Source organism: Sphingobium sp. PAMC28499 (assembly GCF_004795815.1).
GTDB classification, from domain to species: Bacteria; Pseudomonadota; Alphaproteobacteria; order Sphingomonadales; family Sphingomonadaceae; genus Sphingobium; species Sphingobium yanoikuyae.
In genome coordinates, this window is sequence record NZ_CP039248.1 from 1,878,306 (window position 1) to 1,891,264 (window position 12,959).

General features: G+C 64.4%; 19 protein-coding genes. 6 read left to right on the top strand and 13 right to left on the bottom strand.

Annotated features, from left to right (window positions below; all coding sequences use genetic code 11):
* Positions 1-3 precede the first annotated feature (3 nt).
* From motA to E5554_RS23195, 13 genes are all read right to left on the bottom strand, one after another.
* Complete coding sequence (motA, locus tag E5554_RS09075; RefSeq protein WP_010338868.1) at positions 4-867, bottom strand: flagellar motor stator protein MotA; 864 nt, start codon at positions 865-867, stop codon at positions 4-6.
* A 123-nt stretch (positions 868-990) separates the two neighbouring features.
* Positions 991-1,836, bottom strand: a complete 846-nt coding sequence (locus E5554_RS09080) for a flagellin (RefSeq protein WP_136186594.1) — start codon at positions 1,834-1,836, stop codon at positions 991-993.
* Between the two features lie 17 nt (positions 1,837-1,853).
* Positions 1,854-3,194, bottom strand: a complete 1,341-nt coding sequence (gene flgK, locus E5554_RS09085) for a flagellar hook-associated protein FlgK (protein WP_004208214.1) — start codon at positions 3,192-3,194, stop codon at positions 1,854-1,856.
* On the bottom strand, positions 3,191-3,535 hold the full coding sequence (locus E5554_RS09090; RefSeq protein ID WP_136186595.1) for a rod-binding protein: 345 nt from the start codon (positions 3,533-3,535) through the stop codon (positions 3,191-3,193). The genes flgK and E5554_RS09090 overlap by 4 nt, the downstream gene beginning before the upstream one ends.
* Positions 3,535-4,650: a flagellar basal body P-ring protein FlgI gene (locus E5554_RS09095; protein ID WP_125997869.1), complete on the bottom strand. Its 1,116-nt coding sequence runs from the start codon at positions 4,648-4,650 to the stop codon at positions 3,535-3,537. Before E5554_RS09095 ends, E5554_RS09090 begins: the two co-directional genes overlap by 1 nt.
* Positions 4,650-5,330 carry a flagellar basal body L-ring protein FlgH gene (locus tag E5554_RS09100; RefSeq protein WP_004208211.1) on the bottom strand — a complete coding sequence of 227 codons (681 nt, stop codon included), beginning with the start codon at positions 5,328-5,330 and terminating at the stop codon, positions 4,650-4,652. The genes E5554_RS09095 and E5554_RS09100 overlap by 1 nt, the downstream gene beginning before the upstream one ends.
* A gap of 8 nt (positions 5,331-5,338) precedes the next feature.
* Positions 5,339-6,127 (bottom strand): flagellar basal-body rod protein FlgG, encoded by a 789-nt coding sequence (gene flgG / locus E5554_RS09105; RefSeq protein WP_010338863.1) that lies wholly within the window; start codon positions 6,125-6,127, stop codon positions 5,339-5,341.
* Positions 6,128-6,195: 68 nt separating this feature from the next.
* Entirely contained in the window at positions 6,196-6,939 is a 744-nt protein-coding gene (locus tag E5554_RS09110; RefSeq protein WP_136186596.1) for a flagellar basal body rod protein FlgF, read from the bottom strand.
* 24 nt (positions 6,940-6,963) lie between these two features.
* Entirely contained in the window at positions 6,964-7,809 is an 846-nt protein-coding gene (locus tag E5554_RS09115) for a flagellar hook-basal body complex protein (protein ID WP_004208208.1), read from the bottom strand.
* A gap of 34 nt (positions 7,810-7,843) precedes the next feature.
* Positions 7,844-8,503: a flagellar hook capping FlgD N-terminal domain-containing protein gene (locus tag E5554_RS09120; protein ID WP_004208207.1), complete on the bottom strand. Its 660-nt coding sequence runs from the start codon at positions 8,501-8,503 to the stop codon at positions 7,844-7,846.
* Positions 8,500-8,910: a flagellar basal body rod protein FlgC gene (flgC, locus tag E5554_RS09125; RefSeq protein ID WP_004208206.1), complete on the bottom strand. Its 411-nt coding sequence runs from the start codon at positions 8,908-8,910 to the stop codon at positions 8,500-8,502. The genes E5554_RS09120 and flgC overlap by 4 nt, the downstream gene beginning before the upstream one ends.
* Before the next feature lie 2 nt (positions 8,911-8,912).
* Positions 8,913-9,281, bottom strand: coding sequence for a flagellar basal body rod protein FlgB (gene flgB, locus E5554_RS09130; RefSeq protein WP_004208205.1), 369 nt, complete (start codon positions 9,279-9,281; stop codon positions 8,913-8,915).
* A 6-nt stretch (positions 9,282-9,287) separates the two neighbouring features.
* A complete protein-coding gene (locus E5554_RS23195; protein WP_210729813.1) occupies positions 9,288-9,560 on the bottom strand; it encodes a hypothetical protein in 273 nt (90 codons plus the stop codon).
* Between E5554_RS23195 and E5554_RS09135 the strand changes: the two genes are divergently transcribed.
* The 6 genes from E5554_RS09135 (at position 9,540) to E5554_RS09160 (ending at position 12,957) form a co-directional block, all read left to right on the top strand.
* Positions 9,540-10,208 (top strand): MotA/TolQ/ExbB proton channel family protein, encoded by a 669-nt coding sequence (locus tag E5554_RS09135; protein WP_210729814.1) that lies wholly within the window; start codon positions 9,540-9,542, stop codon positions 10,206-10,208. The two genes, E5554_RS23195 and E5554_RS09135, sit on opposite strands and share 21 nt — an antisense overlap.
* Positions 10,205-10,717 carry a flagellar motor protein MotB gene (locus E5554_RS09140; RefSeq protein WP_069335727.1) on the top strand — a complete coding sequence of 171 codons (513 nt, stop codon included), beginning with the start codon at positions 10,205-10,207 and terminating at the stop codon, positions 10,715-10,717. Before E5554_RS09135 ends, E5554_RS09140 begins: the two co-directional genes overlap by 4 nt.
* Positions 10,718-10,780: 63 nt before the next feature.
* Positions 10,781-11,329, top strand: a complete 549-nt coding sequence (locus E5554_RS09145; RefSeq protein ID WP_136186598.1) for a flagella basal body P-ring formation protein FlgA — start codon at positions 10,781-10,783, stop codon at positions 11,327-11,329.
* 45 nt (positions 11,330-11,374) lie between these two features.
* Positions 11,375-11,650 (top strand): flagellar biosynthesis anti-sigma factor FlgM, encoded by a 276-nt coding sequence (flgM, locus tag E5554_RS09150; protein WP_136186599.1) that lies wholly within the window; start codon positions 11,375-11,377, stop codon positions 11,648-11,650.
* A 15-nt stretch (positions 11,651-11,665) separates the two neighbouring features.
* Positions 11,666-11,977 (top strand): hypothetical protein, encoded by a 312-nt coding sequence (locus E5554_RS09155; protein ID WP_004208200.1) that lies wholly within the window; start codon positions 11,666-11,668, stop codon positions 11,975-11,977.
* 146 nt (positions 11,978-12,123) lie between these two features.
* On the top strand, positions 12,124-12,957 hold the full coding sequence (locus E5554_RS09160) for a lytic transglycosylase domain-containing protein (protein WP_136186600.1): 834 nt from the start codon (positions 12,124-12,126) through the stop codon (positions 12,955-12,957).
* Positions 12,958-12,959: the final 2 nt, after the last annotated feature.

Consider the following 12,959-nt stretch of genomic DNA (forward strand, 5'->3'; position numbering starts at 1 on the left):
GGCTTATTTGTTCCGCATGCCGTCGAACACTTCGGCAAAGCCGGGCTGGTTCGCATGGATCAGGCTGGAACGGGCGGCCTCGATCACCAGCGGCTGCGGATGGCCGTGCAGCGAGGCGATGATGATCTGCTTGACGACATGATAGATGGCGCCGTCCTGCTCGATCACCGCGCGGCAGCGATTGGCGAAGGGATTGACCATGCCATAGGCGAGCAGCACGCCCAGGAAGGTGCCGACCAGCGCCGAGCCGATCATCGCACCCAGTACCGAAGGCGGCTGGTCGATCGAGCCCATGGTCTTCACCACCCCCAGCACCGCGGCGACGATGCCGAGGGCGGGGAGAGCGTCGGCCAGGCCCTGGAGATTGTCGGCGGGCTTGAGCGCTTCATGATGATGGGTCTTGAGGCTGTTATCCATCACTTCCTCGACCGCATGCGGATCGAGCGTGCCGGACGACACCACGACCAGGCGCAGCGTGTCGCTGATCAGGTGGATCAGCGTCTTGTCCTTCATCAACTTGGGATATTCGCCGAAGATGGGCGAGGTGCCCGGATCTTCGATATGCGGCTCCAGCGCCACCGGGCCTTCGACGCGCAGCGTCTTCATCAGCTTGCTGACCAGGAAGATGCAGTCCAGAAAGTCCTGCTTCTTGTACTGCGGCCCCTTGAACACCTTGCCCAGGCCGCCGCCCAGCGCCTTCAGGTCGGAACCCGAATTGCCGATGATCAGCGCGCCCACGGCGGCGCCGCCGATGATGATCATTTCGTGGGGCAGGGCGTGCAGCACCGGTCCGATGTCGCCCCCGGTGAAGATAAACCCACCGAAGACCATGCCCAAAAGCACGACAAGGCCGATGATTGCAAACATGTTGATCCCCGAAAATGCGCCTGGAGGCGGTGGCTCCGTCGGCGCCCCGTGGCGCCAGTCCCTTTCTGGTTAATACGGACTGGTTACCGTCCCCTTTAGGACGGCGACGCTTTTTCGCCGTCTTTAACTGATCAGGTCGAACAGGGTCTGCTGGTTGATCCGCGCAAAGGCGGACTGGGCCGCCTCCAGCTGCAGCAGCTGCGCCTTCACGTTCGAAATGACCGTGGTCAGATCGGCCGATTCCAGCGTGTCGCGCCGTTCCGACAGGTTGATGTCGACATCGGTCAGTCGCGTGCCGATTACGTCCAGTCGGTCGGCGCGCACGCCCTGCTTGGCGCGCTCCACCACGACCCGATTCTGGCCGATCTGGATCGCATCCAGCGAACTGGCGAGGTCGGTGTCATTGCTGCCCTCGACCGCGTCGATCGCCTTGCCCAAAATTTCGTCCAGCGACATCGATGTGCCGTTGACGTCGATATTCTCGGAAATTTCCTGCTTGGTGCCGACCACTGCCAGGTTGAGGCCGCGGCTCACCGGCACCAGCACGCTCTGGCCGTCGTCGAACACCGACACGCCCTGATAATCCTTCTGGTTCAGCAATTCGCCGACCGTGGTGCGGATCGTCTTCAATTCCTCGGCGATGGCGGCGGCGCTAGTATCGTTCAGCGCGCCATTGCGCGCCGACGTCACCAGTTCCTGCGCCCGCGTCATCAGATTGTTGATTTCTTCCAGATTGGCTTCGGCATTGCCGGCGCGGGTCGTGCCATAGCTGACATTGGTCTGCCAGGCCGACTGCTGCGCCTGGGCGCGGCCGATGTCGGACACCTGGACCCAGGCGAGCGCGTCGTCCGACGGCTTGTTCAGGGTGATGCCGGTCGAAATCGAGGTCTGTCCGTCGACGATGCTCTGCGACAATTGCTGTTGCCGACGGATCTCGGCGAGCATGATCTTGTTGGTGATGCCTACCATGTCTCAGCGTCCTTCCGTCACATGATCTGCAGGATCGAATCGACCGTGTCCTTGGCGACCTGCAGGATCTTGGCGCAGCCCGAATAGGCCTGCTGGATCCGCAGCAGGTCTGCCGCCTCCATGTCGAGATCGACCCCGCTTACCGCTTCGCGCGCGGCGACCGCCTGGTCGCTGCGGCTCTGGGCCGTGGTCTTTTCCGCCGTGCTGGCGGTCAGCAGATTGGCGTTGCTGGTGATCAGGGTCGTCCAGCCCTGTTCGACACTACCGCTGCCGCGCAGGGTCGATGACACCGTCAGCAGATTGCCGTTCAGCGTGCCGTCGGCGGACTTGGTCGCGAGAGCGTCCGGCTCCACGTCCAGCGCGACCAGCGTTGCGGCGCTGCCACCATAGGACAGCAGCGGAACGCCGCTGGCGCCGGTATCGGTATAGCCCTGCGCATGCCACTCATTGACGTCGGTGGCGAACTGCTCGGCTAGCGTGTCGAGGCTGGCACGGCGTTCGGCGGTGGTGTCGGCCGATGCGAACAGCCCGCCCAGCGTGCCGTTGGACGGGGCGGCAAGTGCCGTGCCGTCGGACAGGGCCAGCGACAGGCGGCCATCGGTGGCGGACGCCGTCACCGCGACCGACGCGGCAGTGTCGCCCGATACCAAAGTGGTGCCGTTATAGCTGACCTCGGCGCTGTCATGCGCGCCGAAGCTGATCGTCACATTCAGGTTGGAAGACAGCGTCTGCAGCGCGGAATCGCGGCTGTCGAGCAACTGGGCATAGGCCGACGTGCCCGGCTGCGCGCGCAGCAGGCTGTTGTTGATCGCGGCCAGCGACGACAATTGCTGGTTGATCGTCTGGGCTGATGCCTGCGCCTCGGTATTGATGCCGGTCGATATGGTTTCCAGGTCGGCGGCGGTCTGGCGGAAGGATTCGGCGACGCGGCCAATGCTGTCCAGCGTGGTGACGCGCAGCGACGTGTCGCTGGGGCTGGCCGCCAGCTTGTCCAGATTCTGGTACATCGTCGTCATCAGCTGGCCGACGCCAGTGGCGGTGTCATTGAGTGCGGTTTCGATGTCGGTCTGCCAGCGCACGCGCGCGTTCGCGCTGCCCAGCGCCATGGCGGTGATGCGCACCGACGCATCCAGATAGGGGTCGGTGCCGCGATTGATGCTGGCGACCTGGGTGCCGCCGAAATTCGCCTTGGCGACATAGGTCGCCATGGTCGCGGTCGACGATCCCGATTCCACCGTCGTCACCGACCGGCGGGCATAGCCGTCGGTGCTGGCATTGGCGATATTCTCGGAAATGGCGGCCATCGCCGTGCGATAGGCCTTGGTGCCCGACGCACCGATGATGAACAGGTCGCTCATGCGCCCTCAGCCGTGGTTGCCGTGCTGGTCGCGGCCGTGCTGCCGGTCTGGGCCGGGCTGTCGTCCTTCACGCGGGCACCGAACTGGTGCATCAGCAGTTCGGCGATGCCCATCGCGCCCTTGGTCGACATGGCGTCGGCGGTGCGCGCATCGGCCATGTCCTGGAATTGCTGGGTCGCGCTCGAATCTGTGATGCCCTCGGCCAGGCTGGCCGATCGCATCGCGCCGATCATCTGGCGCAGGAATACCGCTTCGAACTGCTGCGCCGCCTTCTGCAGCGCAGCCTTGGTCTCGAAGGGGTTGGACGTGCCGCTCGCCGCGGTTGCGTTCGATACCTGCATCACAACACCACCAGTTCCGCTTTCATCGCGCCCGCCTGTTTCAGCGCCTCAAGGATCGCGACCATGTCCGCCGGGGAGGCCCCGATGGCGTTGACCGCCTTGACTATATCGGCCAGCGACGCCCCACCTTTAAAATTGACCATCGGTTTTTTCTGTTCGTCGATGCTGATGTTCGACGATTGCTCGACGGCGGTCTGGCCCTGGCTGAAGGGCGCGGGCTGAACCACGCGCGGGCTTTCATTGACGCTGACGGTCAATTTGCCATGGGCGACGGCGGCCGGATGGATCTTCACCGCGCCGTTGATGACGACGGTGCCGGTGCGCGCGTTGACGATCACGCGGGCAGGGGCATCGGCGGGCGTGATCTCGATATTCTCGATCATGCCCATCATCAGGATGCGTTCCTCGGCACCCGGCGTCGCGTCGATCGCGACCGATACGGCATCCATCGCGCGGGCGCGGCGATCGCCGAAGGTCTTGTTGATGCCGTCGGCCACGCGCAGCGCGGTGGTGAGGTCGGCTTCGGACAAGTTGAAGGTCAGGGTCGGCGCGGTGTCGAAGCCGGTAGCAACCGCACGCTCGACCGTCGCACCTTCGGGGATGCGGCCGGCCGACGGAATGTTCACCGACACCTGGCTGCCATCGGCACCGGACACGCCCAGGCCGCCAACGGCCAGATTGCCCTGCGCCATCGCATAGATTTCGTTATCGGCACCGCGCAGCGGCGTCATGATCAGCGTACCGCCACGCAGCGACTTGGCCTTGCCCATCGCCGACACGGTGACGTCCAGCCGCTGGCCGGGCTTGGAAAAGGCGGGCAGGTCGGCTGTTACCAGCACGGCGGCGGCGTTCTTGAGCGCCGGGTTGACGCCGGCGGGCAGGGTCAGGCCAAAGCGCGAGACCACGCCCTTCATGCCCTGCACCGTATATTCGATGCTGTCGTCGCCGGTGCCAGCCAGGCCCACGACGATGCCATAGCCGGTCAGCTGGTTGGGACGGACGCCCTGGAAGGTGCCCAGATCTTTGACGCGTTCGGCATGGGCCGGCGCGGCGATCAGCGCCAGCAGCGGCAGGAGGAAGCGGAACAGGCGTGTCATGGCGATCCGGGTCTCCATCAGAAGGGGCTGATCATCGAGAAGAAGCGCTGCAGCCAGCCCTGGCGGCTGGCGCGGGCGATCTCGCCCTTGCCGGTATAGATGATCTTGGCGTCGGCCACGCGGGTCGACAGGATGCGGTTGTCCGGGCCGATATCGGCCTGGCGGACCAGGCCGCTGATCTGGATGAACTCGTCGCCGCGATTGAGCGTCAGCGCCTTCTCGCCCTTCACCAACATGGTGCCATTGGGATAGGCGGCCGCGACCGTCACGGTGATCTCGCCGTTCAGCGCGTTCGACTGGGTCGCCGCGCCCTTGCCGGTGAACGTGTTGTTGCCGCCCATCGCGATGTCGCTGGACGAGAAGAGCTTGGACAGCGGACCGGTGGTCGGCGGGTTGAGGCCGATCGAGCCGCTGCGGTTGGTGTCCGCGCTGTTGCTCTTGGTCGCCTGGGTCCGTTCGACCAGCACGATGGTGATGATGTCGCCGACATTGCCGGCGCGCGCGCCGCTGGTCAGCGGCGTGTAGCCGGTCGATACCTGGAAGATCGAGCCATTGGCCTGCGGCGCCTGCGGCTGGGCGATGACGGTCGGCGCATAATATTCGCGCTCGACCTCGCGCTTCTTCTTTGCAGCGAAGGCGGGCGACGCGGCCATGGAGACCATGGCGAGAGCGACGAGCGAAGTGGAGAGCGCGCGCATCAGCCGGCTCACATATTCTGGTTGGCGTACTGGAGCATTTCGTCCGTCGCCTTGATCATCTTGGAATTGACCTCATAGGCGCGCTGGGTCTCGATCATGTCGACCAGTTCCTCGACGATGTTGACGTTCGAGGTTTCCAGATTGCCCGAGCGGATGAGGCCGCGACCTTCCAGGCCCGCGGTGCCGACCTGCGGCGTGCCGCTGGCGGCGGTTTCGACCAGCAGATTGCCGCCGATCGACTGAAGTCCTGCCGGGTTCATGAAGCTTGCCAGTTCGATCTGGCCCAGCTGGGTCGGTTCGCTTTCCCCCTGCAGCGTCGCCGACACGGTGCCGTCATTGCCGACGGTGACCGACGTCGCGCCCTGCGGCACGGTGATCTGCGGGATCAGCGGCAGGCCGTCGCTGGTGACGACGGTGCCTTCGGCGGTGACGCTGAAATTGCCGGCGCGGGTATAGGCGGTCGAACCGTCGGCCTGCTGCACCTGGAAATAGCCCGATCCCTCGATCGCCATGTCCAGCGCATTGCCGGTTTCCTGCAACGTGCCCTGCGTGTTGATCTTGCTGGTGCCCTGCAACGAGACGCCCGAACCCAGATTGAGGCCGGTGGCGAACTTGTTCTGGCTGTCGCTGTTGGCGCCGGCGGCGACGATCTGCTGATAGGCCAGCGTCTCGAAGTCGGCCCGGTCCTTCTTGAAGCCGGTCGTGTTGACGTTCGCCAGGTTGTTGGCGATCACGCGCATCTTCGTGTTCTGCGCGTCAAGGCCGGTGCGGGCGACATGAAGGGCGGCGTTGGTCATCGTTCAATCTCCGTGCGGCTCCCCGAAGGGATGCTCATGCGTCGTTCACAGCAAGATGCGTGCCAAAATTAACCATCCAGTTTCATGAGCGATGCGCCGCCGTCATCCATCTGCTTGGCGGTATCGATCATCTTGATCTGGGTTTCCCAGGCGCGGCTGGCTTCGATCATCTGGACCAGCGCGGCGGTGGCGTTGACGTTCGATCCTTCCAGCGATCCCGATGTGACGGTCGCGATCGGATCTTCGGGCAGGGCGCCGCCATTCACTTCGCGGAACAGCCCGTCTGTGCCCTTGGCGATGCTGGAACCGGCGGCATTGACCAGCTTCAGCTTGTCGACCTGCTGCGGATTGGCCGGATCGCCGCCCTGGGGCACGCCCCAGATGCTGCCATCCTGGGCGATCGACACGCTGTCCATCTGGGGCAGGGTGATCGGGCCGCCCTGGCCCAGCACGGCCAGGCCGTCGCCGGTGGTCAGCAGGCCGCTGTCATTGACCTTCAGGTCGCCACGGCGCGTATAGGCTTCCTGTCCGTCCGGGGACTGAACGGCGAGCAGTGCGTCGCCGTTCATTGCCACGTCCAGCGGATTGCCGGTTTCGGTGACCGCCCCCTGCGCCATGTCGGCGGCGATCACCTGTTCGGAGGCCTGGGCTCGGGTATCGAAGGTATCGCCCTTGATCCAGCGCGTCTCGGCATTGGCGATTTCGGCGCGAAAGCCGACCGTGTTGGCGTTCGCGAGATTGTTCGCGATCGACGCCTGGCGGGCCATCGCACCGCGCATCGCGGTCAGTGCCGTGTTGACGAGCCGGTCCATGGGCTACCCCTTCTACCCTAAGCCTTAGCTACGGATGTTGACGATGGTGGTGGTCAGCGTGTTGGCCGCCTCGATCGCCTTCGAGTTCGCCTGGAAGTTGCGCTGGGCAGCGATCAGCTGGACCAGTTCGTCGGTGATGTCGACGTTGGAACGTTCCAGCGAGCCCGAATTGACGGCGCCGAACATGCCCTGGTTGGGCGTGCCGATGATCGCGCTGCCGCTCTCCACGGTCGAGGTCCAGTGCGCGTCGCCCTGCTGGCGCAGGCCTTCCAGGCTGTTGAACGACGCCATGGCGACCTGGCCCAGATAGACGGTCGAACCATCGGCATAGATGGCCGACACCAGGCCGTCCTTGCCCACGCCCACGCTGGTCAGCTGCGCGCCATCGGCCTCGCCCTTGTAGGTGGTCGGGATCTGCAGGTCGGTCAGGTCGTTGGGGGTGGTCGAGTTGGTCGGCGGGGTCGTGATCTCGCCGGTGTCGGGGTCGACCGCGAACACCTGGATGCGCGAACCGGTGGTGTCGACGGCATAGCGGTCATTGTCGACCGAGAAGGCGCCGTTGCGGGTATAGCTGATGGTGCCGTCTTCGCCCTTCACGGTGAAGAAGCCTTCGCCCGAGATCGCCATATCCAGCGTCTTGTCGGTGGTTTCGATCGTGCCCTGCGTGAACTGCTGGGTGATGCCCTGCACGCGCACGCCCTGGCCGGCGACCTGGTGGGTGGTCTGCATCGGCGCAGCGGCGAAGATGTCGCCGAACTGGGCCTTGCTCTTCTTGAAGGCGGTCGAGTTCACGTTGGCGACGTTGTTCGAGACGGCGGACAGGTCGGCCTGTGCGCCCTTGAGGCCGGAAAGCGAAACATAGAAGGACATGGCGTAGCTCCTTGGGTGAAAAGGATGGGTGAAATTACATCAGGCTGATCGCGTCGGTCGGCGCATAGCTGCCGAGCGCGGTGATCAGTTTGGAGGAGGAACCGTCAGCGGGTGACTGGACGGCGGCGATGGTGGCCCAGGTCGCGACCTGGCTGGTGGTGCCGCCATTGACCTTGACCTGCAGGGCGGAGGAGGAAACGGTTTCGCCCGCATCATCCTTGCCATCCCAGTAGAAGGCGACTTCGCCGGCGCTCTGCGCGCCCAGGTCGATCGACTTGACGACATTGCCGTCGCCATCGACCAGGTCGACGCTGACGGCATCGCTGGCGCCGCTTAGCGTAATCTGGCCGGCATAATAGCCGCTGGAATCGGGCACCGCGACATTGCTCTGAACCAGCATCGACTTGCCGATCCAGCTGGCTGCATCGCCAAGCCGCGTGCCACTCAGTTCCGAAGCCAGCGATTTCAGCGACTGGTTCATTTCGGCGATGCCAGTCGACTGGGTGATGGTCGCCATCTGCGACACCATCTCGGTATTGTCGACCGGTTCGAACGGATCCTGATACTGCATCTGCGCGGTCAGCAGGGTCAGGAAGCTCGACTGATCCATGGTCGCGCTGCCCGTGCCGACATTGGCATTCGGGTTGTAGACCGAAAGGCCTGCGCTATCGGTGACGGTAGACGTCGTCGTCATTTGCCGATCCTTATGGTTTCGAGCATCAGGGATTTGGCGGTGTTGAGCACCTGCACATTATTCTGGTACATGCGGGCGGTCTCGATCATGTCGACCATCTCCGCATTGCTATCGACTGCCGATTCCCAGACATCGCCATTGGCGTCGGCCAGCGGATGATTCGGGTCGTGGCGCTTGGTCGGTTCCGCATTGGTGGTCACGACATTGGCGACCTTGACCGTCGATACGCCGGGGCTGTCGGTAACCGACTGGAAAACCGGCTTGATCGCGCGATAGGCTTCGGCGGCGCTGCCGGTGACATTGCCGGCATTGGCCATGTTCGATGCGGTGGCGTTCAGACGCACCAGCTGCGCGCTCATGGCGCGGCCGGCGATGTCGAACACATTCATGGGGCCTGAACCGCTCATGCTCATTCTCCCTTCAGCGCGCGGTTGATGGTGTTGATGCGGCCCTCCAGGAAGGAGAGGGTGGTGCGATATTTCACCGCATTTTCCGCAAACAGGGTCTGTTCGGTGCTCAGTTCGACGGTGTTGCCGTCAAGGCTGGGCTGCAACGGCACACGATAGCCCATGGCATCGTCCACTGCCTGGCCGACATCGGCCGGGCCGCGGTCGCTCTGGGCGGTCGCTTCCTTGAGCGCGGCATCGAAATCGATGTCGCGCGCCTTGTAGTTGGGGGTCGAAGCGTTCGCGATGTTCGACGCGAGCAGGGACAGGCGCTGCGAGCGAAGCGCCAGCGCCTTTCCGTGGATCCCGAACAAACCGTCTTCCAGCGACATTTCCCGTCAGTCCCTTTTTGCCCTTTCGGGCCTAAAGCTTTCGATCGTCCCGCCGTTCTCCTGCCTGATGGCGTTCGATGCGAGCGATCCAGCCGGATATCCGCAAGGACCGTGCCAATTTGCGTGGGTGACGCAGGATGGCGCGGCAAACTGCCGGAAATCCGGGCTTTCGCGGCATCGGGCGGCAAGGGCGGCAAAAATTTGCCGGGTGGCGGCAATCTTTTGCCGCCCGGTCAGCATGGCGGAACGGAAGGTGGCATGATCGGGATTTTGGCGCATTTGTTCGATCCGCTCACGCTCGCCGCGATGCTGGGTGGTGTCGCGGTCGTGGCGCTGGCGCAAAATGGCGTTCAGGCGGTCGGCCGGGCCTGCGTGGCGTTGCGACCTTTGCTGCGCGCCGATCCGCTGCGCGACCGGGATGCGGCGCGCACGGCCCTGCTCCAGATCGACCAGGTGGCCCAGTTGCGCGGCCTGATGTGCATCGACCGGGTGAAAAGCGACAGCGGCTTCATGGTCGATGCCGCGCGTCGCCTTGCCAATTGCGATCGTGTCGAACAATTCGAAACCTGGGCGTCGCAGACGCTGGCCGATCGGGCTCAGCGCCACGCCAGCGTGCGCAATGTCTGGCTGTCGGTAGCCGATGCGGCGCCGGCGCTGGGCATGGCCGGCACGATCATCGGGCTGGTCGGCATGTTCGCGGCGATGGATGATCCGTCCGCGCTTGGTCCTTCCATGGCGCTTGCGCTGCTCACAACCCTTTATGGCGTGGTCATCGCCAATCTGCTCGCCGCGCCGATCGCCGCGCGGCTGGCGACCCTGTCCGAACAGGAACTTGCCTGGCAGCAGGAGGCGGTGGCCCGCATGCTGGCGATCGCGCGGCGCGAAAATGCGCCGCTGCGCCGCGCATCGATCCGCGAAGTCGCATGACCGCGCCCGCAATCCCATCGGCAGCAACGGCGGCCCGGCGCAATCGCTGGGCCGTCAGCTTTGCCGATCTGCTGATGCTGCTGCTCGGCTTCTTCGTGCTGCTCCAGGCGACCGGCAGCCAGCGCCGCGACGCGATGCTGGCGGAGGTCAGTCGCCAATTTGGTGGCCGTCCCGCCCGCACGGCGATCGAGCTGCGCGCGGCAGAACTGTTTGCGCCGGGCGAGGCGATGCTGACGCCGCAGGGGCAGATACGCCTGCGCGCAGCGGTGCGGCCCTATATGCAGGATGACCGCATGATCGAGCTGCGTAGCCAGGGGCAGGACCGGGCGCGACAGCGTTTCGACGATTGGGATCTGGCGGCGGCGCGGCTTGGCGCCGTGGCGCGTGCGCTCAAGGCGCAGGGCATAGGCGGCGATCGCTTGCTCATCCGCGGCCTGGATCAGGCGGACAGCGCCGACGGGCAGGGGCAGGTGATCCGCATCGCACCGGGCGAGACCGTGAAACCCTGATCCTTAACTGGCACGTTTGTTGCTTTTAACCATGGCGAAAGTCCGCATTTTCGGAGAAACGCCGTGACCAGACCCGTTCAGTTCCTCGCCATCGCCCTGGCCTGCGCCGCTGCGCAGCCCGCGCTGGCGCAGCAGAAGTTCGAGAATCTGGATCGCATCGACAGCCTGGTCGCGATGACCGTCGGTGCGAACATGGGCGAACCCGGTGGCCCGCTGGCGCCGGTCGATCGTCGCCTCCGCCTTGCAGCCTGCCCGACCACGCCCAGCGTCGAAGGGCCGATTTTCGGCGCCGCCATGGTCAAGTGCGATGCACTGGGCTGGCGCATCCGCGTGCCGCTGGTCGCGGGCGCCGCCGCAGCTGCTTCCGGCCCGGTCGGTCGCTATGCCCCGGCCGCGCGGCCGGTTGTCAAGGAATCAATCGTCAAACGCGGCGATCCGGTTCAGCTCATGGCCGGCAATGCCAGTTTCAGCGTCTCGCGCATGATGATCGCCGATGAAGATGGCGCAATTGGCGAGACGATTCGCGTGCGCGAAGACAAGAAGTCATCGCCTGTACTTGCCCAGATCGTGGACATGGGCGTAGTGCGCATTCCGGGATTTAATAATTTTTGAACTTGTCCGTTATAGCGTTCAAGGGACGAGTGAAGGAATGAACCAATGATCAACTCAGTCGGCCAGAGCATCAGTTCGGCAATCGAGGCTAACCGCTTGCGCGAAGGGGGCAAGACCCGCGCCGCATCGGCAACCGGATCGACCGGCACCACCGCGTCGGCATCGACGTCGGCCAGCCCGGCGGCGCGCATGGCGGCCGAAGGCGCGCCTGTCGACATCGACCGCATCGCTGCCATCAAAGCCGCGATCGCTTCGGGCAATTATCCCGTCAACCCGTCGGTGATCGCCGACCGGATGATGGCGCTCGATCTTCCCGCCTAAACAGGACATTCCTTCATGCCCCTCGGCCTTGCTGCACTGGATGGTCTCTTCGCCGCATTTGACGACCTGCGCGCTGCGCTGGACGGCAATGATGCGGCCGCGATCGAAGCCGCCAGCACCAGGGTCAGCACGGCGGCCGCTGCCGCCCGTGCGATCGGCGCCTGGCGTTCCGAACCCGATGTGGTGGAACGGCTCAACCGCCTCCTGCCGCTGATCGAAGCGGCGCGCGTCCGCACCAATGTGCTGGCGGACTATACCAGCCAGCGACTCGCGATCCTGACCTCCAACGGCGCTCGCAATGCGCCGCTCACCTACGGTCGGCGCTGACAAAAATAAATTTTGCTTTCGGGCTAAAGCGGCGCCAATCGGCGCCGTTTTTCGTTTTACGCAGAATCTTGTTTAACCGCGTTAACCAAATCTTGGCACAAGCACTGCTCTAATAGCCCACGGTACCAAATGGGGATTGTGGGTCAGTGTCGGCACTTGCAGACATTTCAGCAACGGGAGCTTCGGCCGGTAATCGCGTCACCAACGCGATTGCGATGGCGAGCCGTCGTACCGGCGTGGACTTCTCCTACCTGCTTGGTCAGGCCAAGATCGAATCCAGCCTGAACCCCAGCGCGCGTGCCGCCACCTCTTCCGCCACCGGCCTCTATCAGTTCGTCGACCAGAGCTGGCTCGCCGTCGTTGACAAGCATGGCGCCGAATATGGGTTGGACTGGGCGGCTGACGCGATCAGCAAGGGCAGCAATGGCCGCTATTATGTGTCGGACCCCGATCTGCGCCAGCAGATCCTGGACCTGCGCAAGCACCCCGAGACCGCCTCCGTCATGGCGGCGGAACATGCCGCCGACAACAAGGCCTATCTGGAAAGCCGCCTGGGTCGTGAGGCCGAGCCGGTCGATCTCTACCTCGCCCATTTCCTGGGCGTGGGTGGTGCGTCCAAATTTCTGTCGATGAATGATCGCGCGCCTGGCGCAACCGCCGCCTCGATCTTCCCGGCGGCGGCCCGCGCCAATCGCTCGATCTTCTACGACAAGCAGGGCAATGCCCGCAGCTTTGCCGATATTCGCGATCGCTTCGCCAGCAAGCTGCAAAAGGGTGTCGATTCGATTGGCACCGGCAATGTCCAATATGCCGACGCATCTGGCGCAACTGGGCTGCCCAGCGGTGCGAAGACCGTCGCTCCCGCCGATTATGTGCGGATCGAAACCCAGCGCCTTGCGACCCAGGCCGACGTTACCGTCCGCCCGGAACCGCAGACGGCGCGTCTCGCCTATCTCATGCTCGCCACCCTCGGAAGGTAACG

Coding starts and splice junctions, on each gene's coding strand:
- E5554_RS09110 (WP_136186596.1), bottom strand. CDS start 6,939: ATGGACCGGCTCGTCAACACGGCACTGACCGCGATGCGCGGTGCGATG.
- E5554_RS09095 (WP_125997869.1), bottom strand. CDS start 4,650: ATGGAGACCCGGATCGCCATGACACGCCTGTTCCGCTTCCTCCTGCCG.
- E5554_RS09080 (WP_136186594.1), bottom strand. CDS start 1,836: ATGGTAGGCATCACCAACAAGATCATGCTCGCCGAGATCCGTCGGCAA.
- flgM (WP_136186599.1), top strand. CDS start 11,375: ATGATCAACTCAGTCGGCCAGAGCATCAGTTCGGCAATCGAGGCTAAC.
- E5554_RS09100 (WP_004208211.1), bottom strand. CDS start 5,330: ATGCGCGCGCTCTCCACTTCGCTCGTCGCTCTCGCCATGGTCTCCATG.
- flgG (WP_010338863.1), bottom strand. CDS start 6,127: ATGACCAACGCCGCCCTTCATGTCGCCCGCACCGGCCTTGACGCGCAG.
- E5554_RS23195 (WP_210729813.1), bottom strand. CDS start 9,560: ATGCGCCAAAATCCCGATCATGCCACCTTCCGTTCCGCCATGCTGACC.
- E5554_RS09155 (WP_004208200.1), top strand. CDS start 11,666: ATGCCCCTCGGCCTTGCTGCACTGGATGGTCTCTTCGCCGCATTTGAC.
- flgB (WP_004208205.1), bottom strand. CDS start 9,281: ATGTCGCTGGAAGACGGTTTGTTCGGGATCCACGGAAAGGCGCTGGCG.
- flgC (WP_004208206.1), bottom strand. CDS start 8,910: ATGAGCGGTTCAGGCCCCATGAATGTGTTCGACATCGCCGGCCGCGCC.
- motA (WP_010338868.1), bottom strand. CDS start 867: ATGTTTGCAATCATCGGCCTTGTCGTGCTTTTGGGCATGGTCTTCGGT.
- E5554_RS09115 (WP_004208208.1), bottom strand. CDS start 7,809: ATGTCCTTCTATGTTTCGCTTTCCGGCCTCAAGGGCGCACAGGCCGAC.
- E5554_RS09090 (WP_136186595.1), bottom strand. CDS start 3,535: ATGCAGGTATCGAACGCAACCGCGGCGAGCGGCACGTCCAACCCCTTC.
- E5554_RS09135 (WP_210729814.1), top strand. CDS start 9,540: ATGATCGGGATTTTGGCGCATTTGTTCGATCCGCTCACGCTCGCCGCG.
- E5554_RS09140 (WP_069335727.1), top strand. CDS start 10,205: ATGACCGCGCCCGCAATCCCATCGGCAGCAACGGCGGCCCGGCGCAAT.
- flgK (WP_004208214.1), bottom strand. CDS start 3,194: ATGAGCGACCTGTTCATCATCGGTGCGTCGGGCACCAAGGCCTATCGC.
- E5554_RS09120 (WP_004208207.1), bottom strand. CDS start 8,503: ATGACGACGACGTCTACCGTCACCGATAGCGCAGGCCTTTCGGTCTAC.